Origin of the sequence: Ensifer sp. Root423 (assembly GCF_001426275.1) — a bacterium.
GTDB lineage: Bacteria > Pseudomonadota > Alphaproteobacteria > Rhizobiales > Rhizobiaceae > Ensifer > Ensifer adhaerens.
Genome location: NZ_LMEG01000002.1, coordinates 337579 through 357265 on the forward strand (window position 1 = coordinate 337579; position 19687 = coordinate 357265).

A 19687-nucleotide genomic window follows, 5' to 3' on the forward strand; every position below is an offset into this window, starting at 1 on the left:
TTCCAAGTGCCCGGCTACGCGGGATCAGGCACTCAGGATATCGCGAAGCGCCTCGCCGACCCCAGTCGCCGACTGCGGGTTCTGGCCGGTGATCAGCCTGCCATCGACAACCACCTTCGATGTCCAGTCCGCGGCCGGATGGTGCGTCGCACCGCGCTCGACAAGCGTGCTTGCGAGCAGGAACGGGACCGTCTTGTCGAGGCCGACGGCGCGCTCTTCGGAATCGGTGAAGGCGCTGACGTTGCGGCCAGCAACCAGATAGCGGCCGTCGGAAAGCTTGACGTTTACGAGGGCTGCCGGTCCGTGGCAGACCGCCGCGACAGCACCGCCGGCCTCGAACACCGAACGCGTCACCCGGTCGACGGCGCGGCTTTGTGGCAGGTCCCACATGGCGCCATGACCGCCGGCGAAGAAAATGGCCGCGTAGCGGTCGGGATCGATATCATCGAGCCGAACCGTCGTGCGGATTGCGGCACGGAACCCTTCGTCGTTCCAGTAGCGGACATTGGTCCCGTCATTGAGGTCGAGCCCGTCGACCGGCGGCTCGCCGCCCTTGATCGAAGCAAACTCGACGGCAATGCCGGCCGCCTCGAGCACGGCAAGCGGGTGGGTGACCTCTCCAAGATAGAAGCCGGTGGGTTGGCCGCCCTCCCCCTTGATGCCATGGCTGGTGAGCACAAAGAGCACAGGCTTTTTCGGAACGGATGTCGTCTCTGGCATCATTTTCTCCTGGTTGAAGCGAGCCTGACATTGCGGCTCTCAATTGATGCTGCTTATTTATTGCTTCCATCTGCGGCGATAAATGCGCCGCGCAGGAAATGATCTGGTCTTCAGAGGCAAAAATGCGTCGCTTCGATCACCTCGCCGATGTCGAGGCTTTCATCACCGTCATGGACAAGGGGTCGATGACCGCAGGAGCCGTCGCGCTGGCCACGACGCCTTCCGTGCTGAGCCGCGCCATCACCAGGCTCGAGACGAAACTCGGCACGCAGCTGGTGCGGCGGACGACGCGGCGCATCAGCCTCACCGACGCCGGGCGGGTCTACCTCGATCAGGTGCGGGCGGCCTTCGAGACAATCGATCAGGCCGAACGCGCCATTCAAGGCGACGGCGTTGTTGCCGGACGCGTTCGGCTCAGTGCGCCCACGACCTATGGCCATTTCCAGCTGCCGGAAAAGCTGACCCGCTTCGCGACGAGGCATCCATCCGTCACCGTCGAGCTGTCGATTGCCAACCGCAATGTCGATCTGGTCGCCGAGGGCTACGACCTTGCCATACGCCTCGGCCAGCTCCCCGACAGCGGCATGATCGGCAGAAGGCTCGAAGACGCGCCGTTGAGGCTGGTCGCCTCGCCCGATTACGTCGCGCGGCGTGGCATGCCGCGTTCTGTCGACGAGCTCGCAGCACATACCTGCCTGCCCTTCATCATGCCGAGCAGCGGGCGTCCGGCCCCATGGCTGTTGCGCGTCGCCGGAGCCGACCTCGACTGGATACCCCATGGCCCGATCCAGGTGGAGGACGACGTGCTCGGCACCGTCTCGTTGACGGAGGCAGGCCTCGGGATCTGCCAAACCTATGATTTCATCGCGCGCGACCGCCTGGCGCGCGGCAGCCTGGTCGAGCTTCTGCCGGAATTCGGTGGCCGGTCGCGCCCCTTCTCCCTCATTTATCCGCCGCACAGAAACCTACCGGCTGCGACCCGAGCATTGATCGACTGCCTCGTGGAGCAGGCCTGAGGGAAGCGCTCGTCAGTTCGCGCCGTGGCCGTGGTGCCACCGCGCGCAATCAGCGGATCCGCAGTATGACAATCAGCAGCGATTTTGCGCCCTATCTGCTTCGCTGGTCGCTTATGCCCGATGGTGGGCCGATCGTAGAAGCACGTGTCGCGGCGGCCCGGCGCCTGCTCGAGCAGGGGCAGGACGCCCCCAAGCAGGTCGCCGCCCGCTGCGGCTTTGCCGATGCCGATACGCTCCGGCGCGCCTTCATGCGACATGTCGGCGTCACGCCGGCCGAATATCGCAAGCGCTTTGCCAGCCCGGCTCTGTCCGCGGATTGAGCCGGGCTGGCGCTATTCCCTACTCCGCCGCCTGCATCCTGCCCTCGGGCTTGCCCAGATAGGGCAGCACGAAAAGGTAAATGCCGGTCGGTAGCAGCACCGCCAACGGCGGCAGGGGCAGGTAGTAGACCCATTCGGGGAGCGTCATTACTGGCATGCCGGCAAAGATGGCGGCAACGGCCAGGGAGAAGAGCAGCGACGCCCAGCGATGGATTTTCCGGATCAGGGCGGTCATTCTGGCACCTTGGGTTTGAGCAACGGTCGTGAAGGCTGCGATCAGTCGAGTTTCGCGACGACGTCTTCCAGCTGGGTGAAGAAGCGTGGCCATCCGACCGTCGCGCCCTGGAAATAGGCCTTTTGGTCGGCTCTGAAGCCGCGCTGTTCCATGCGCAGGCTCGTGCCGCCCCTGGCGGGCGCGAGCGTCCAGGTGACGACACTGGTCAAGTCCTTGGTGTCCCAGCGATAGGCGAGCGAGCGGTTCGCCTCGATCGTCTGAACCTCGCAATCGACCTGGCCCCAATCGGCGGAAAGGGTAAAGCGACGGCCGACTTCGGGAATGAAATCGTTGCGCATCAGCCATTCGGCAATCAGATGCGGCTGCGTCAGCGCGCGCCAGATCTTCTCCGGCGGATGGGGAAAGTCGCGTTCGACGACGACAGAGCGGGTGGTTTCCGTTGTTTCGATCATTGGTCCATTCTCTTCAGGAGATCATCGAGATCGTCGAAGCGGTCCTGCCAGAAGCCGGCCATCTCCGTCGTCCAGTCAACCAGCGTCGCGAGCGCTTCGCGCCGGGCGCTGTAATAGGTGTAGCGGCCCTCATGCCGGTCGTGCACGAGCCCTGCAGCCTTCAGGATCTTGAGATGCTTGGACACGACCGGCTGCGAAACCCCGGCATCGGCCAACAAGCCGACGACCGTGGTATCCCCCTGGCGGCAAAGGTGTTCGAAGAGCCCACGGCGTGTGGGATCGGCGAGCGCCCGAAAAACCGCGTCCTGCAACTCAGTCATGTCTCATACCCGATTGGCTATGAGATGATATATAGCCAATCGGGTATGCGTTTGTCAAACGCTTATGTTTCGTCGGCCCCCATCCCTTTCAAGTGCCTTGCAGCCGCTGCCGTACCGCCCCTCCGGCACCGCGAAAGCTTGCGCTTGTTGGCGAAATGCAGCGCCCCTATAGAAGAGGCATGATCGGTCAATGTCCGCCAATGGCGGTGAGGTAGTCTGATGGTTTCGCATATTCGTGCCGTTCCTCTCGAAAAGGCATACCGGCTGCTGAACCATGGCCCGACAGTCCTGGTTTCCGCCCGCCATGGCGGCGTTCAGGATGTGATGGCGGCAGCCTGGGCCTGCGCGCTCGATTACGATCCGCCCAAGCTGACGGTCGTGCTCGACAGCGCCACCCGTACCCGCAGCCTCGCGGAGGAAGCGGGCGTGTTCGTCATCCAGGTGCCGACCGCCGCCCAGGCGCTGCTGACCCATGCGGTGGGCACCACGAGCCTTCACGACGATCCCGACAAACTTCGCAACGCCGGCGTCAAACTGTTCGACATGCCGGACTATGATCTTCCGCTTGTTACCGGTTGCTCCGCCTGGCTCGCCTGCCGGCTGATCAGCGAGCCGTCGATCGAGAGCCGCTACGACCTGTTCATCGGCGAAGTCTTCGCGGCCTGGGCCGACGATCGCGTGTTTCGCGACGGGCATTGGATGTTCGAGACGGCCGATCCGGCCTTGCGCAGCCTGCACTATGTGGCGGGCGGGCATTTCTACGCCATCGGCGATGCGATCGACGTGTCCTCCCGATAGGCCGAAAGCGCCCACCAACGGTGGCGCGTCCGGATGGCGACACTCGGTTCCCCCCATGGAGAAGACCCGGCCGCGCTCTTTCGCACGACCGGGCCCGCCCCGGGAGGCTACGCACCTTAAAAAAACCGGCCAAAAGCCTGGCGGTGAAGCGAAGGCCGTGACGTTGCCTCAGCTCTTTCCGGACAGGGCGATCACCCGGTCGAGTGCTGCAGCGAAGCCCTTGAGCGAGACAGCGAACGCCACGTCCTTTTGGCTGTCGCTGGCGAACGCGCCGATCTTCAATGCCGTGCCGCTACGAAGCAGCGCAACCGTCGCTTCGGTGAAGGTCAAAGGCACGATGCAGCCGAGCGGCAAGCAGGTGCGGAAGCGGGTCGGCTTGCCGCCGGTCGCGTCGTCGACGCCAAGCGTCACGCCCTTGTCCAGATAAAGACCGAAGGGGAGCGCGAGGCTCCCCTCAAGCCCGGCTTCGGCCGCCGTGCGAAGCTCGATCGTCAGGACACGCTGACCGCTCTTGTGGAACTGGCGCTGCGAGAGGAGGCAATGTTTCTTTCCCTCGATCTCGGCGCAGGCGACGCTCCAGTCCTCGTAGGTCTCCGAAAGCTGGGAGGGCGCCGCGGGTTTGCCGGCGGCGTCTTCGCCATGAAGCGGCGTGATGGCGACGAACGTCGCCATCAGCATTGTCGAGAGCCAGACGAACCTGCGCATCAGAAGCGCACATCGAGCTTGGCGTCGACCGCGTTCTGCGTCGTGCCGGAGCCGAACTGGCCGGTATAGGTGATGCCGAGGCTCGCATTGCCGGTCAGCGCGAAGTCGATGCCGGCTTCGATGATCGCCGCATCCTCGGCGATCGGCGTACCGGCGACCGAGAAGGCGCTGCCCGTGCCGAACGCCATCGACGAGAACGGGGTCGTATCGCCGAAGGCATGCTGCCAGCCGAGCATGCCGCGCAGCTTCGCTTCGGTCGTGCCGAGGCTGAGCGGAGCCGAAGCGCGAAGACCGAGCGTCGTGAAGGTCGTATCCGTCGTGTTGCTCCGGCTCGAAAGGGCCGCCGCACCACCGCGCTCGGTGAAGCCGTCGGTGTGCAGGCTGACATAGGCGAGGTTGGCGAACGGCTCGAGCGCGACACTCGGCAGGTCGATGCGGTAGCCGACTTCACCGAAGGCCTGGAAGGTACCGGCGTCATAATCGGCCTTCAACTGATCGCTGAAGCCCGGGAAGGCGACATTGCGCGACGTGTTGATCGAATGCCAGGTATAGGCAAGGCCCGAGCGCAGTGCGACGTCGCCCCACCGGCTGCCGCTATAGACACCAAGGTGGTAATTGTCGCTGTTGCCGCTCGCCGAGCGGCTGTCGACGTCGAAGTTGGTCCGGCTGTAGCCGGCCATGATACCGACGAGCGCATTGTCCGAGATAGCCGCATCGAAACCGGTAACGAAACCGCCGGTCGACTGATCGAGCGCACCGGCGTTGCCGTTGCCGTCGGTGTTGGTCCAGGACCCGAACACCTGTCCCCAGCCGACCATGGCCGGCGGCGCCACCGGGACAGAGTTGACCGCCGCGACTGCGCCTGTCGTGATCTTGTCCTCCGGACCGTAGGCCAGAACCGGGACGTTTGCAGCGCCGACGTCGCCGAAAGCATCGCGGATGCGGTCGTTCGCCGCGTGGCGCAACAGGCTGCTGTCGTTGATCAACGCGGTCTGGGCCGACGCATGGACTTCGCCGGAGAGCTGATCGAAGGCACGGCGTGCCCCGGCGCCGTCGAGCAGTGTCAATGCATTGTAGAGGCCGACCGACGGGCCGCTCTGGGCAAGAGTGTTCAGCGCCAGTGCCGTCTGCCGTTGGTTGCCGGTGGCAGCCTCGCCTTCGAAGACACCAGGCTTGGGCTCTCCGCCCGGCTCGCCCGGTTTCGGCTCTCCACCCGGCTCACCCGGCTTACCCGGCTCTTCGCCGCCCGGCTTGCCGCCGTTCTTGACCTTGATCGTCAGATCGACCTGCTTTTGCTTCTGGTCGAGCGAGATTTCGAGGAACGCCGATTTCGAAATCGCCTCGGCGAACTTGCCTTCGATCGCACGATCGGCGGTCAGGATCGTGTAGGTCTGACCGGTCTTGTAGCTGGTGTTGGCGTCGAGTGCCGTCACCTGGACATTGGTACCGGTTCCGATCTTGGCGATACCGGTGTTGTCGTTGGTGCCTATGCTCTTGACAACGATCCGGTCGGAGCGGCCGTCGCCGGCGATATCGGCCTCATAGATCGAGCCAGAGGCCATATCCAGCCGGCCCATGATCGTCAGCGTTCCGGTCGAATTGTTGCCGGGCGAGATGATCGCATTCTTGTCGATAAACGTGTCGCCGACCGTGCCGGAGCCGCCGAGCCTGCCGAAAGCGGTCGAGTTCGGATTGCGAATGCGGTTCAACTCGCCGAGCACATTCACTTCATTGGTATAGAAACGATCGCCCTCAACACGTCCCGTTTCGCCATCGACGATCAGGGTGCCGCCGCTCACTTCGAAGCGGGTCTCGCTGAAGTCCACGGGACCGTTGTCCGGGTCGTTGTCGATCGTGTCGATATTGCCCTTCAGGACCAGCTTGCCGCCGGAGACATTCACCTTGCCGTAGAACTTCGACAGGTCGCCGCCAACGATGGTCTCGCCGGAGAAGTTGGTGATCGTACCCTTGCCGACCATCGTGTTGGCGAACTCGTAGCCCGTGTTCGTATGGTTGAAGTTGACGTAGCCCTTGCGCGGTCCGAAATCGATCTTCGCCGAGGAATTGACCGTGCCTGCCGCCTGCGCCTGTTCGGCGATCGGTTCAGCGATGTTGTTGAGATTGACCTTGCCGCCAATCGTCAGGTTGCCCATGCCCTCGTTGTTGATGCCGCCGACGGCGGAGAGCACGATGTCACCGCCAACCGAGAGCTTGCCGCCGTTGGCGATCGAAAGGTTCGCCCGACCAGCCTCGCCGATCAGCAACCTGTCGGCGACCTTGAGCTCACTGCCGGCGCCGTCGATGGCAGCCTGGATGGTGTCGGTGCTTTCGTCCTCGCGCAGGATCGCGGTGTTAGTCGAGACGACAGCGCCTTTTTCGACGGTAAAGCTGTCGCCGATCGTGAATTCACCGGTGTTGACCCAGCGCGTATTGTCGCCGGTGACGAGAACCGTGCCGTTTTCGAAGTAGGTCTTGTTGGTGTTGACGAGGGCGCCGTCCTCGATCCGAACCGTAGCGGTATTGAGCGTCAGTGCGCCGTAGGCGACGCCCAGGAACTCGGTGTTTAGCATGGAACCCGCGCCGCGCACCACGAGCGTTCCGTCGCCCTCCTGCAGGGCGCCGACATAGGTCTCCTTGGCCGAAACCTTGCCGCCGTTCTCGACGATCAGCGTGCCCTTGCCGCCATAGATACCGCCTTCGAAGCCGCCGACAAAGAGCATGCGGTCGCCGTTGGGGTTGGCATCGACAATGTCCCAGGTCGAGCCCGGCCCGGAGACGACGACCGTCCCGACGCTGCCGCGGCTGTCTGCGATGTAGCCATCGGTGCTTTCAACCTTGGCGCCACTGTTGATGGTCAGCGTCGCGCCGCCCGGCCCGCCGCGGATAACGAGATTGCCGTTGATCGTATGGTCGCTGGACCACGTTGTGTCGTTTGGAACCAGCAATCCGGCCGCCTTTGCCGGCGACGGCACGAGTGGCACGGCGGCCAGAGCCAGCGAGAGCAGGCCGGCGCGACCGAGCGCCGTCGAACTCAGAAGGTTGATCCTCAAAACGTCCGCCTTCGCACAGGTATTCAATGTCTGCCCCTTTTCCTTTTCATTCGTGGGCGCACAAATCCCAGGCGAACGGATTCGCCGGGAAAGCACGGGTCATGGGGCGGCTATAGCAAGCCCGCAAAAAGCGAGAATTCGGCTTTCTGCAAACGGCAGATTGCGGCGTCGAAGGGCTGTGGCTTTCTGCAAACGGCTTGTTTTCGGCGACGAACGGCGGTCGACAACCATATGGACTTGAAGGATAAAACCTCGCATGGCGCGAGGACATGAGACGGTTTTGCCTGACGAGGCTGGATATGCCGCAAGCGTTCGGCGGGCGACGCTCTTCCTCGGGCTCCTCTACCAGTTCATGCAGTTCGTCATCAGCAGTACGCTCTGGGCTTTCCTTGGATATGACCCGATTGCGATCGCGCCGATCACCCTGATCCTGATGCTGAACGGGACACTCATGTCCTATGCGATGGCAGTGGCACTCTTTCGCTTCCGGGACAGGTCCATCCTCTTCAAGCTTCTGCTCGGCTCCGCCCTGGCGCTCGTCGCCGCAGCGATCAATGCCAGCGTCGATCTCCTCAGTCACGGCCTGATCGAGCATGGCGATCCGGGCCCAATCAACTGGACCAATGTCGGCTACACTGGAGCAGGCGCTGGTCCCGAGCCTCATCCTTCAGCCATTGATCGAAAATGCGATCAAGCACGGCGTCGGCGGTTCGATCGGCGTGGTCGAGATCGTGATCCGGGCGGCAAGGCAAGGCGAGACGCTGGAGCTTTCCGTAGAAAACGACATGGCGAACGAGCCGCCGCGCCCGGCGAATAAACCTGCCGGGACCGGCACCGGACTGAGGAATGTCGCCGACCGCATCAAGGCCCTGTTCCCCGAGGTCGGAGCCTTCGTATCCGGCCTCGTGGCACCGCACCGTTTTCGGGCAGCGATCACCATGCCGCTGCGGCTGGTCTGATCGCCGCTCTCCGGCCAACGACGGCCGGCAAAGGTCGAAAGTCCGGGCCTTTCTGCAAACCGCTCGATTTGGCCGACGAACGGCAATCGACATCGGCGGCCGGTTGAAGGATAAAAATGGCCATGAAACCTGAGGACGACGCAAGATCGGTGGACGAGAGCGCTTACATCGCCAGCGTGCGGCGCGCGACGCTCTGGCTCGGTTTTCTCTACTGGTTCGTGGAATTCCTCATCAGCAGCATTCTTTGGGCGATCCTCGGGATCGACCCGATCATGTCCGCGCCAGGCAAGCTCCTGTTGATGTCCTGCGGCATGGTCTTTTCCTATGGCATCGCCGCAGCGATGTTCGGCGTCCGCCATCAACACATCGCGCTGAAGATCGTCGTCGGCTTTACGACCGCTCTGATGGCTGCGATCGCCAATACCGGCGTCGACTTTCTTCTCTATCTTTTCATCGTGCGTCCCGACCCGATCACGCCCGATTGGACCAGCATCGGTTACACGCTGGTCTACAGCATGGCGACCTTCGTCGGCTGGTCCTTCTTCTTCGTGGCATTGCTCTACAGCTTCGAACTGCGCGAGCGCGAGCGGCGCCTGGCGATCACGCGCGAGGAAGCCCTCGCCGCGCAAATGCGGGCGCTGCGCTACCAGGTCAATCCGCATTTCCTGTTCAACACACTGAACTCCATCACCGGCCTGATCGAGGAGGGGCAGCCCCTTGCCGCGACGCGCATGGTGATGTCGCTGTCCAACTTTCTGCGCACGACGCTGGAGCTTGACCCGCTGCACGACGTGCGGCTTGCCGACGAACTCGCGCTCCAGGCCGGTTACCTGCATATCGAGGGCGAGCGCTATTGCGACCGCATGAGGCTCCGAATGGACATCGACACCGGTCTCGAGGAGGCCTTGGTGCCAAGCCTCATCCTGCAGCCGCTGATCGAAAATGCCGTCAAGCACGGGGTCAGCCGCTCGCCGGATCAGGTGGAAATCGTCATCAGCGCCGCCAAAGTGGGCCATGCGCTGGAAATCTCCGTCGAAAACGACATTGCGGCAGCACCCGAAACCGAGCGGAGGCCGGGCACGGGGATCGGCCTCAAGAATGTAGCCGATCGCGTCCAGGCCCGTTTTCCCGGCGTCGGCGCCTGCGTTTCGGGTCTCGTCACGCCCGGTCGTTTCAGAGCTGCAATCACAATGCCGCTGAGGCTTGCATGAATGAAATCCAGACTGTTCCGCTTTCAATCCTCGTCATCGACGACGAGCCGCTGGCGCGGCGGCGCCTGCTGCGCCTGCTCGGCGCCATTCCCGCCGTTGAGGTGGTGGGAACGGCCGGCAACGTGCAGCAAGCCTGCTCCATGGTTGCCGAGCTTTCGCCGGACGCGATCCTGCTCGACATCCAGATGCCGGGCGGCACCGGCTTCGATGTCTTGGAACGGCTGGGCGACCACGCACCCGCAGTCGTTTTCGTGACCGCCTTCGACCACTATGCGCTGCGCGCCTTCGAAGCCGCCGCGGTCGACTATGTCACCAAGCCGATCGAATCCAGCCGCCTGCGCACCGCGATCGAGCGCGCCCGCCTCGCAATCGCCGCACGCACGAGCGCCGAGCGGGTGCTCGAACTCAACGAAACCGTGACGGCGCTGCGCCAGGCGCTGCGCAAGCACGAAACCCAGACCGGCGACCTTTGGATCAAGGCCCGGGGAGAATTCGTGCGGATCGCGCTCGACCGGGTCGTGCGCTTTCAGGCGGAACGCGACTATGTCCGCATTCACGTCGAGGGCCGGTCCTATCTGCACCACGAAAGCCTCGCCTCGCTCGAGCGTCGCCTCGATCCCGCAGAATTCCTCAGGCTGCATCGCAGCTCGATCGTGCGCCGGGACTGTATCGTGGGGCTGAAGCAGGCCCCCTTCGCCGCGCTCATCGCCCTTCTCTCCGACGGCAGCGAGATCCGCGTCGGCCGAACCTACGCCCGACACATCCGCCCGACGACCGGCGAACGCAGCCAGCCGGACTAGCCGCCGCCCACTATCGCAGGACCGCGCGCAGCCGCGGGGCGGCGAAGTCGACGAAGGCCCGGAGCTTCATCGGCACCAGCCCCTGCGGAAGATAGACGAGCTGGACCGGCAGCGCCGGGTGCTCAAAGTCTTCCAGCAGCGGCACGAGCAGGCCGTCCGCCACTTGGCGCGCCACCTGATAGGAAAGCACCCGCGTCAATCCAAGACCGGATATCGCCGCGTCGACGGCGGATTCCGCCGTATTGACGATAAGCCGCGACCGGATCGGCGCGGCCAGCTCGCGCCCGCCGTCGAGGAAACGCCAGACATGGGCGGCCGTAACGTTTTCGAAGGTGATGCAATCGTGATCGGCAAGTTCGCTCGGGTGCCGGAGCACGCCATGCCGCGCGACATAATCGGGGCTTGCATAGACCACCCGGCGCACCGTGCCGATCTTCGTCGCCACGAGATTGCTGTCGGGCAGGTTGCCGATCCTCAGCGCCACGTCGATGTGATCGTCGACGAGATTGGCGAACCGGTCGCCCAAGGCGAGCCGCATATCGACCTCGGGATGGGCCTTGAGGAAATCGACCACGACGGGAAGCACATGCAGGCGTCCGAAGACGATGGGCGCAGAGACCGTCAGATCGCCCTTGATCGTGCTGTATTCGCCGGCTGCCACCCGTTCCGCCTCTTCGACGCGGGCAAGGATCTCCTTGGCAGCCTCGACATAGACGCGGCCGGCCTCGGTCAGCTGGATCCTGCGGTTGGTCCTGGTGATGAGTTGCGCGCCCAGATGCGTTTCAAGCTCGGAAACCTTCCGGCTGATCGTGGCCAGCGGCACCTTGAGGTGCCGGGAGGCGGCCGACAGGCTGCCGTTTTCGATGACGGCGATCAGAACTCCCATGGCGTCGAGACGGTCCACTTTTATCCTTCCATAATTCGGAAATCAGACTATCGAAATCGCATTCTACTGCCGAAAATTGGAAAGTCATAGATTGATCTCGAAGGTGGTTCATTCCGAACCGCCGGAGGGCCGTGACGGTTCTCAAGCTCTTCGAGGACATCTCCCATGAAACTCTACCGCCATCCGCTCTCCGGCCACTCGCACAGGGCGCAGCTTTTCCTGTCGCTGCTCGGCGTGCCGCACGAGCTGATCGACGTCGACCTCAAGGCGCGGGCACACAAGGCGCCGGAATTCCTCGCGCTCAATCCCTTCGGTCAGGTTCCGGTGCTCGACGACGAAGGCACGGTCATCGCCGACAGCAACGCCATCCTCGTCTACCTCGCCAAGAAGCTCGGCCGCATCGACTGGCTGCCGGAAGATCCGGCCTCGGCGGCGAAGGTGCAGAAATGGCTCTCGGTTGCCGCTGGCGACATCGCCTTTGGTCCGGCAGCCGCGCGTCTCGTCACGGTCTTCGGCGCCAATCTGGATGCAGAAGGGGCTATCTCCAGGGCCCACCGGGTGCTTGCACAGATCGATGCGGAGCTTGCCGGCCACGACTTCCTCGTGGGCGCAAGGCCGACCATCGCCGACGTCGCCCTCTACAGCTACGTGTCGGCAGCACCGGAAGGCAATGTCGACCTTTCCGACTACGCCCATGTTCGTGCCTGGCTTTCGCGCATCGAGCGCCTGCCCGGCTTCGTCGGCTTTGAGAAGACCGCCGTCGGCCTCGCCGCCTGATCCAAGCTCCCCGGGGCGGCAGCGCTGCCCCGGCCCCCTTCCAACCGGGACACCCGACCATGCCGGACAACGCACAGCAGAAAAAGCCGGATTCGCCGTGGCACGAAGGCGAACTCGCCATCCAGCGCAGCCTCGGCGTCGCCGAGCGCATGGATGCGACCGGGCGCAATTTCGTGCGCAGCTTCATGCCGGAGCAGCACCAGCAATTCTTCCCGATGCTGCCCTTCGCCATGTTCGGAGCCGTCGACGCGAGCGGCGATGTCTGGGCGACGATGCGCGCGGCAGCCCCCGGCTTCATGCAGGCGCCGGACGCCTGGAATCTCGATATACGGTTGCCGCGTGACAGGGATGATCCGGCCGATGCCGGCATGGAGGACGCGCACTCCATCGGCATGCTCGGCATCCAGCTCGAAACCCGGCGCAGGAACCGGTTGAACGGCGCGATCCGGCGCGATGCCGACGACGGCTTCACGCTCCGCGTCCGGCAGAGCTTCGGCAACTGCCCGCAATATATCCAGCTTCGCCAGTTCGCCTTCGTTCGCGACCCGCACCAGCCGGCCTCGGTGCGCCCGGTGCATGGTCGCGTGCTCGACGCCCGCGCCCGGGCCATCATCGCCAAGGCCGACACCTTCTTCGTCGCGTCCTACGTCGATCGCGACAGCGGCGAGCGCCAGGTCGACGTCTCGCATCGCGGCGGCAAGGCGGGTTTCGTACAGATCGGCGAGGACGGCGTGCTGACGATTCCGGACTTCTCCGGAAACCTGTTCTTCAACACGCTCGGCAATTTCATGGTCAACCCGCGCGCAGGACTGCTGTTCGTCGATTTTGCGACCGGCGACATGCTGCAGATGACCGGCAGCGCCGAGGTGATCCTGTCTTCTCCGGAGGTCGCGGCATTTCAGGGCGCCGAACGCCTGTGGCGCTTCCGGCCGGAGAAGGTCATTTATCGCGAGGACGGCCTGCCGCTTCGCTGGGCCTTCGAGGAGGGCGGCTGGTCTCCCAGTCTCAATTCCACCGGCGACTGGGATCAGGCGAAGGTCCGGCTTGAGGCCGCGGCCCTTGCCGATGCGTGGCGCCCGTTCCGGATTGCCCGCGTTGAGGACGAGAGCACGACGATCCGCTCACTCTACCTCGCGCCGGACGATGGCGTCGGGCTCATGGCCCATCAGGCCGGCCAGCACCTGCCGATCCGCATCAACGTCGGAGACGGCGAAAGACCGCTCGTCAGGAGCTATACGCTGTCCTCGGCACCGACGGATGGTCTCTACCGCATCAGCGTCAAGAAGGACGGCGTGGCTTCCCGGCACTTGCACGGACTGAAGCCTGGAGACCGGATCGAGGCGCGGGCGCCTGCCGGCAGCTTCACGATCGATGGAACCGAGCGGCGGCCCGCCGTGCTGATCGGCGCCGGCGTCGGCATCACGCCGATCCTTGCCATGCTCAAGCACATTGTCGCCGAAAGCCGCCGCAAGCGGCGCACGCGCCCGACCTGGATCTTTCAGGCCGCCCGCTCGCCGGAAGAGCGCGCCTTCGATCGGGAGATCGCCGACCTGGTCGCGGAAGGCGAGGGCAATATTCGTCTGGTGCGGGCGCTGAGCCAGCCGGCAACGGCCATCGAAAGCCAGGACTATGACATTGCCGGTCGCATCGACCTCACCCATCTCAAGGCCACCCTGCCCTTCGACGACTACGATTTCTATCTCTGCGGCCCGGCCGCCTTCACCCAGTCGCTCTATGACGGCTTGCGGGCGCTCAACATCGCCGATGCCCGCATCCATGCGGAGGCCTTCGGGCTGTCGTCGCTGACCCGGCGACCGGACGGCGGTTCTGGCCCGGTGATGGTACCGGCGGCGAACGCCCCGGTTCACGTCGTCTTTGCCAAGTCGAGCAAGGAGGCGCGCTGGCAACCGGGCGAAGGCACGCTGCTTGATCTGGCGGAGGCGCGTGGCCTGAAGCCGGAATACGGCTGCCGCAACGGCAGTTGCGGCACCTGTCGGACGCCAGTGCTGGAGGGCAGGGTGACCTACCCCTCGCAGCCCTCCTTCCCGGTCGGCGAAGGCGAAGCGCTGATCTGTTGCGCCGTGCCGGCGGAGAGCGAAACGGGCAAACTGCATCTTTCGCTCTGAGCCCTGGTTCGGCTATGGATGATGCACCACATCATCAGGCAGTCGACCTCGGCCGAGCGGGATGCGCCATGAACGACCAACAGCTACGCGATATCGTGCTCTGGCTTTCAGAACAGGGCCTGAAGGGACTGGACGAGCCGGAGCTGTTTGCCGGCTTCTGCGAGCAATGTCGGGCAGCCGGTCTCGACCTTGCCCGCGCGCTCGGGTTGATCGACACGTTGCATCCCGAATTCGAGGGGCGCGCGTTCCAGTGGAACGACGAAAGCGAGATCACGCCGGAGGTCATCCAATACGGCTCGACGACCACGGGCGAGGCGCTGCTGAACTGGCAGAATTCGATCTTCTACCACATGCTTTGCGACCGAACCGCGGAGCGCCGCATCCGGCTTTCCTCCGACGAGGGCACCACCTACAACATATTGGACAAGCTGAAAGACGAAGGCCACACCGACTGCGTCAGCATGATCCACCACTTCACCGACCAGGGCCGCGTCGGCGAGATGGACTGTTTCTATTCCTATTGGACGACGCGGAACGACGGTGGCTTCAGCGACGATGACATCGCAGCACTCCGTATCCTGCTGCCAACGCTTGCGCTGGCGGTGAAGGCAGGCTCATGCGTGAGGATCATCAGCACGCTTGCGGACGTTTATCTCGGCGCCGATGCCGGCCAGCGCGTCGTCAAAGGCAGCATTGCCCGCGGTTCGGCCGAACGCATCGAAACGGTCATGTGGTTTTCCGACCTGCGCGGCTATACGCGCATCTCCGACACCGCAGCACCCGACGAGATCATCCCGCTTCTCAACGATTATTCAGGAACCGTGATCACCGCCATTCACGACCATGGCGGCAGCGTGCTGAAGCTGATCGGCGACGGTGTTCTGGCGATCTTCAATGCCGACGATCCGGGGACCGCCTGCGCCAACGCAATCGCCGCCGAACGGCAGCTGCGCCGCATGCTTGCGGAACTCGACACCCGCCGGCAGGCCGAAGGCAAGCCGACCACCGAGGTCTATCTCGGGCTCCATATTGGCGAAGTTTTCTATGGCAATATCGGCAGCCAGACCCGCCTCGATTTCACCGTGGTCGGCCCGGCGGTCAATGAGGTGAGCCGCATTTCCTCGATGTGCCGTTCCGTCGAGCGGCACATGATCATGTCGTCTGATTTCGTCGAAGCCTGCCCGCCGGATGAACGGGTCCACGCAGTCTCGCTCGGCCGCTTTGCGCTGCGCGGCATCGCGAGGGCCAAGGAGCTGTTTACCTGGGATCCGGAATTGCCGGTGGCCTGAGACGCAGCGGCTACTGGCTCATCGCGCCTGCAGAAAGACGCGAGAGGTGGCGATGCTGCAGCTCGATCTGCACCTCGTCCTGAAAAACCAGAACCTGATGGCGCACTTCGTCTTCCGAACATCCGCAGGCAAAGAGCTCATCCGCTAGAGCGCGGCAGCGGCGGCGCCAGAATTGCAGCGCTTCGGCACCGTGCAGATCTTCAAGCTCGGCGGCAGCACTGCGAATGGCATGCAATCTCCTGACCACCGGAAACGGAACAATGGTGTTGGTTTCCGTGGCTTCCACTGATTGATTGCTTGCCATCGTCTCGTTTGCCCCCTGGACTTCGTGCGTTGACGCGAACGCACAAAGACGCCCTACGCGTAGTGATATCGAGCAATGGCTCCGCTTCCGGTGTCCCCAACCGAAGGCGATTTGCTCTGCTGATTCCATTTCTACGAAGCCTATGGTTAACGTTTCCTTCCCACCGGTGCCGAAGTGAACCGATTGCGTCTCGCAGGTGCACGAGACATCGGTCGCGTCACGTGGCCGACACGCTTTCACGCTTTTCTGGGTTGGTTTCGATCCAAAAACATGACATTAAAAATCATCTTTCTATCAGCGCCCATGGCGCCCCCGCCCCCAGTGAGTGCACGTGCATGCTGAAGCGTTTCTTCGCGTTCTACCGCCCCTATCGCGGCCTGTTCATTCTCGACTTTTCCTGCGCCGTACTATCAGGCCTGCTCGAACTCGGCTTCCCGATTGCGGTGAAGCTGTTCGTCGACCAGCTCTTGCCGAGCCAGGAATGGACACTGATCCTGCTGTCCTCCGTGGGGCTGCTGATCGTCTACCTGCTCAACACCGGCCTGATGGCAACCGTCACCTATTGGGGCCACATGCTCGGCATCAATATCGAGACGGACATGCGGCGCATGGCCTTCGATCATCTGCAGAAGCTCTCTTTCTCGTTCTTCGACAACCAGAAGACCGGCCATCTCGTCGGCCGCCTCACCAAGGATCTGGAAGAAATCGGCGAGGTCGCGCATCACGGTCCGGAGGATCTGTTCATTGCCGTCATGACCTTCATCGGTGCGCTGATCCTGATGCTGATGGTGCATTGGCAGCTGGCGCTGATTACCGCCGCCGTCGTGCCGCTGACCGCCTGGGTGACCAGCCGCTACGGCGGGCGCATGACCCGGAATTTTCGCAATCTCTACGGCCGGATCGGAGACTTCAACGCCCGTATCGAGGAGAATGTCGGTGGCATGCGCGTGGTCCAGGCCTTCGCCAACGAGGCCCATGAGCGCAGCCTGTTCGAGACCGACAACCAGAACTATCGCCGCACCAAGCTTGAGGCCTACCGTATCATGGCGGCCAGCACGTCGCTGAGCTACATGAGCATGCGGCTGACGCAGCTGATCGTGATGATTACCGGGTGCTACTTCGTGTTGACGGGCGAGCTGACCAATGGCGGCTTCGTCAGCTTCCTGCTTCTGGTCGGCGTCTTCTTCCGGCCGGTCGAGAAGATTAATTCGGTGATCGAGACCTATCCGAAGGGCATCGCCGGCTTCAAGCGCTTCCTCGAACTGATGGAAACCGAGCCCGATATCGAGGATCGTCCCGGTGCGACCGACGTCGCTGATCTCAAGGGCGACATCACCTACAGCAACGTCTCCTTCGGCTACAGCGCCGAAAAGCCGATCATCCAGAATATCGACCTCACGATCCGCGCCGGCGAGACGATCGCCTTCGTCGGCCCGTCGGGCGCCGGCAAGACGACGATCTGCTCGCTTCTGCCGCGCTTCTACGAAGTGATGGAAGGCGCAATCACTGTCGACGGCACCGATATCCGCGACATCACCCTGTCGTCGCTGCGCGGCCAGATCGGTATCGTGCAGCAGGATGTCTTCCTCTTTGCCGGCACCATTCGCGACAACATCGCCTATGGCCGGCTCGGAGCAAACGAAGCCGACATCCTGGAAGCGGCGCGGCGCGCCCGGCTCGACGGCATGATCGCCGCCCTGCCCGACGGCATGGACACGGTGATCGGCGAACGCGGCGTCAAGCTTTCCGGCGGACAGAAACAGCGACTGGCGATCGCCCGCATGTTCCTGAAAAACCCGGCGATCCTCATTCTCGACGAGGCCACCTCGGCGCTCGACACGGAAACCGAGAGAGCAATCCAGCAGTCGCTCGCCGAGCTTTCCAAGGGGCGCACGACGCTGATCATCGCGCACCGGCTGGCAACGATCCGCGATGCCGACCGCATCGTCGTGGTCGACGGCAGCGGCATTCGCGAGCAGGGACCGCATGCAACGCTGCTGGCCGCCAAGGGCGCCTACAGCCGCCTCTATCACGCCCAGGCAGGCGCCGGCTGAGGAGAGCTGTCGGCGCGGCATTGCAAGTGCCGGGAGGGGACGGTACGAACGAAGGCAGACACCGCCCTGCCCTTCGTCGGACCGATCCTTCAGCGCCATGACCACTTCCGAACTTTCCACTCTCGAACGCGCCCTAAAAGCCCTGCCCCAACACTATCCCGGTCCCGGCGGCGTCGCCGGTGTGGTCCGGGATGGTCAGGTGATCCTCAGCCACCGCTGGGGCTACGCCGACCTGACCGCCCGCAGGCCGATGACGGCGACAACCCGCGTACCGATCTGCTCGATCACCAAGCAGATGACCTGCGCCGTGCTTCTGGACGCCGTCGGCGAACCGGCAAAGCTCGACCGCGCGCTCGACGCCTACCTGCCTCTGCTCGAAGGCAAGCGCCCGACCGTGGCCCATCTCTGTCACAACCAGTCGGGGCTGCGCGACTACTGGGCGCTGACCGTGCTGCAAGGCGCCAGGCACGACGGCGCCTTCCGCCGCGAGGACGCACGGCCCCTGCTCTCCTCCGCGCGGTCGACCCATTTCGAGCCGGGCACGCGCTACTCCTATTCGAACGGCAATTTCCGCATTCTCGCCGACCTCATCGAAGCGCATACCGGGCGCTCGATGGCCGAGCTCTATCAGCGTTCCGTGTTCGGCCCGGCCGACATGCAGACCGCTGCCCTCACCGCCGATACGAGCCTGCCCCCCGACGGTATCGTCGGCTACGAGGGCAATGAGACGGCTGGCTATTTCGAGGCGGCCAACAACATCTACTGGGCGGGCGATGCCGGTGTTTCCGCTTCGCTCGACGATATGCTCGCCTGGGAATGCTTCATCGACCGGACGCGGAATGACGAAAACAGTCTCTATCGCCGCCTGTCCGTACCGCAGACCTATGCCGATGGCCGCCCGGCCCATTATGGGTTCGGCCTTGCGCATGAAAAGATCGGCGACGTCGCCATCACCGGCCATGGCGGCGCGCTGCGCGGCTTCCGCAGCCGCAGGCTCTACGCGCCCGCTGAGCGCCTTTCGGTCGTGGTGATGTTCAACCATGAAGCCGACGCCCATGCGGCGGCGACCGCATTGATGAAGGTCGCCCTTGGCCACAGCGATGCCGAGCCCGCGACAGGCACCTGGGATGCCGACGGCACCGGCAGCTATCTGGATCCGGAAACGGGCCTCGCACTCGTTACCAGGCCCGCCGGCAAATCCCGCGTCGCGCTGAACTTCGCCACGGGTGCCGAAACGCTTGCGGTCGGTCCGGATGGCAGCGCGCAGTCAGCGGCCGTTACCCTTCGCGTGGAAGGCGCCTCGCTGCACATGGAGCGCCCGCGTGAGAACCTGACGGTTCACGCCGCGCGCATCTCTGGCGCCGCCAAGCCTGATATCGCCGGCCGCTACCATGCGGCAGAACTCGACGCCCATCTCGACATCGTCTCCACCAACGGCGTCTTCTATGGTGGTTTCGACGGTTCGCTTGGCAGAGGCGCCATGCACGCCCTGCGGCCGCTCGCCGACGATGTCTGGCTGCTGCGCTGCAAACGCTCGATGGACGCGCCGGCACCGGGAGACTGGACCGTAGTCGTTTCGCGTGACGCAGAAGGCAAGGTGACGGGGCTGACGATCGGCTGCTGGCTCGCCCGGCGGATCGACTATAGCAAGATCGGCTGATGTCG

20 protein-coding genes are annotated in these 19687 nt (G+C 63.8%); 11 read left to right on the plus strand and 9 right to left on the minus strand.

Annotated features, from left to right (window positions below):
• Positions 1–24: 24 nt before the first annotated feature.
• Positions 25–720, minus strand: coding sequence for a type 1 glutamine amidotransferase domain-containing protein (locus ASD01_RS05425; protein WP_060517861.1), 696 nt, complete (start codon positions 718–720; stop codon positions 25–27).
• Positions 721–842: 122 nt separating this feature from the next.
• Here ASD01_RS05425 and ASD01_RS05430 point away from each other — a divergent pair, with 122 nt between their 5' ends.
• Positions 843–1736, plus strand: a complete 894-nt coding sequence (locus ASD01_RS05430; RefSeq protein WP_034787658.1) for a LysR family transcriptional regulator — start codon at positions 843–845, stop codon at positions 1734–1736.
• A gap of 65 nt (positions 1737–1801) precedes the next feature.
• A complete protein-coding gene (locus ASD01_RS05435) occupies positions 1802–2056 on the plus strand; it encodes a helix-turn-helix domain-containing protein (protein WP_060517745.1) in 255 nt (84 codons plus the stop codon).
• 19 nt (positions 2057–2075) lie between these two features.
• Here the strand turns inward: ASD01_RS05435 and ASD01_RS05440 are convergent, their stop codons facing one another.
• The 3 genes from ASD01_RS05440 to ASD01_RS05450 are packed head-to-tail and all read right to left on the minus strand — an operon-like array spanning position 2076 to position 3063.
• On the minus strand, positions 2076–2291 hold the full coding sequence (locus tag ASD01_RS05440) for a hypothetical protein (protein WP_060643613.1): 216 nt from the start codon (positions 2289–2291) through the stop codon (positions 2076–2078).
• 41 nt (positions 2292–2332) lie between these two features.
• Complete coding sequence (locus ASD01_RS05445) at positions 2333–2743, minus strand: SRPBCC family protein (RefSeq protein WP_060517747.1); 411 nt, start codon at positions 2741–2743, stop codon at positions 2333–2335.
• Entirely contained in the window at positions 2740–3063 is a 324-nt protein-coding gene (locus ASD01_RS05450; protein ID WP_034787670.1) for an ArsR/SmtB family transcription factor, read from the minus strand. The genes ASD01_RS05445 and ASD01_RS05450 overlap by 4 nt, the downstream gene beginning before the upstream one ends.
• A 219-nt stretch (positions 3064–3282) precedes the next feature.
• Here ASD01_RS05450 and ASD01_RS05455 point away from each other — a divergent pair, with 219 nt between their 5' ends.
• The gene (locus ASD01_RS05455; protein ID WP_034787676.1) at positions 3283–3861 is read left to right on the plus strand and encodes a flavin reductase family protein; all 579 of its coding nucleotides are present in this window, start codon (positions 3283–3285) and stop codon (positions 3859–3861) included.
• Positions 3862–4029: 168 nt separating this feature from the next.
• Here the strand turns inward: ASD01_RS05455 and ASD01_RS05460 are convergent, their stop codons facing one another.
• From ASD01_RS05460 to ASD01_RS35370, 3 genes are read right to left on the minus strand one after another with little or no spacing between them, the layout of a single operon-like run.
• Entirely contained in the window at positions 4030–4566 is a 537-nt protein-coding gene (locus tag ASD01_RS05460; protein ID WP_060643614.1) for an invasion associated locus B family protein, read from the minus strand.
• Complete coding sequence (locus tag ASD01_RS05465; protein WP_159415703.1) at positions 4566–7616, minus strand: autotransporter family protein; 3051 nt, start codon at positions 7614–7616, stop codon at positions 4566–4568. Before ASD01_RS05465 ends, ASD01_RS05460 begins: the two co-directional genes overlap by 1 nt.
• Before the next feature lie 46 nt (positions 7617–7662).
• A complete protein-coding gene (locus ASD01_RS35370) occupies positions 7663–8211 on the minus strand; it encodes a hypothetical protein (protein ID WP_156623614.1) in 549 nt (182 codons plus the stop codon).
• 28 nt (positions 8212–8239) lie between these two features.
• On the opposite strand from ASD01_RS35370, the gene ASD01_RS05470 reads away from it, so the two are divergent.
• The 3 genes from ASD01_RS05470 (at position 8240) to ASD01_RS05480 (ending at position 10586) form a co-directional block, all read left to right on the plus strand.
• Positions 8240–8575, plus strand: a complete 336-nt coding sequence (locus ASD01_RS05470; RefSeq protein WP_060643616.1) for a LytS family sensor histidine kinase — start codon at positions 8240–8242, stop codon at positions 8573–8575.
• Positions 8576–8697: 122 nt separating this feature from the next.
• Positions 8698–9786, plus strand: a complete 1089-nt coding sequence (locus tag ASD01_RS05475) for a sensor histidine kinase (RefSeq protein WP_060529378.1) — start codon at positions 8698–8700, stop codon at positions 9784–9786.
• Positions 9783–10586, plus strand: a complete 804-nt coding sequence (locus tag ASD01_RS05480; protein WP_060643617.1) for a LytR/AlgR family response regulator transcription factor — start codon at positions 9783–9785, stop codon at positions 10584–10586. Before ASD01_RS05475 ends, ASD01_RS05480 begins: the two co-directional genes overlap by 4 nt.
• 10 nt (positions 10587–10596) lie before the next feature.
• On the opposite strand, the gene ASD01_RS05485 is transcribed toward ASD01_RS05480, so the two are convergent.
• Positions 10597–11490 (minus strand): LysR family transcriptional regulator, encoded by an 894-nt coding sequence (locus ASD01_RS05485; protein WP_034787688.1) that lies wholly within the window; start codon positions 11488–11490, stop codon positions 10597–10599.
• 147 nt (positions 11491–11637) lie between these two features.
• Between ASD01_RS05485 and ASD01_RS05490 the strand changes: the two genes are divergently transcribed.
• The 3 genes from ASD01_RS05490 to ASD01_RS05500 all read left to right on the plus strand — a co-directional run bounded on the left by ASD01_RS05490 (position 11638) and on the right by ASD01_RS05500 (position 15664).
• Positions 11638–12249: a glutathione S-transferase family protein gene (locus ASD01_RS05490; protein WP_034787691.1), complete on the plus strand. Its 612-nt coding sequence runs from the start codon at positions 11638–11640 to the stop codon at positions 12247–12249.
• A gap of 59 nt (positions 12250–12308) precedes the next feature.
• The gene (locus ASD01_RS05495) at positions 12309–14375 is read left to right on the plus strand and encodes a 2Fe-2S iron-sulfur cluster-binding protein (RefSeq protein WP_034787694.1); all 2067 of its coding nucleotides are present in this window, start codon (positions 12309–12311) and stop codon (positions 14373–14375) included.
• A 68-nt stretch (positions 14376–14443) separates the two neighbouring features.
• Complete coding sequence (locus ASD01_RS05500; RefSeq protein ID WP_034787961.1) at positions 14444–15664, plus strand: adenylate/guanylate cyclase domain-containing protein; 1221 nt, start codon at positions 14444–14446, stop codon at positions 15662–15664.
• Between the two features lie 10 nt (positions 15665–15674).
• Here ASD01_RS05500 and ASD01_RS05505 read toward each other — a convergent pair whose 3' ends face one another.
• Positions 15675–15968 carry a DUF6074 family protein gene (locus ASD01_RS05505; protein WP_034787698.1) on the minus strand — a complete coding sequence of 98 codons (294 nt, stop codon included), beginning with the start codon at positions 15966–15968 and terminating at the stop codon, positions 15675–15677.
• A gap of 335 nt (positions 15969–16303) precedes the next feature.
• Between ASD01_RS05505 and ASD01_RS05510 the strand changes: the two genes are divergently transcribed.
• Both ASD01_RS05510 and ASD01_RS05515 read left to right on the plus strand, forming a co-directional pair.
• The gene (locus ASD01_RS05510; RefSeq protein WP_034787702.1) at positions 16304–18022 is read left to right on the plus strand and encodes an ABC transporter ATP-binding protein; all 1719 of its coding nucleotides are present in this window, start codon (positions 16304–16306) and stop codon (positions 18020–18022) included.
• 97 nt (positions 18023–18119) lie between these two features.
• Positions 18120–19682, plus strand: a complete 1563-nt coding sequence (locus ASD01_RS05515) for a D-aminopeptidase (RefSeq protein ID WP_034787706.1) — start codon at positions 18120–18122, stop codon at positions 19680–19682.
• Positions 19683–19687: the final 5 nt, after the last annotated feature.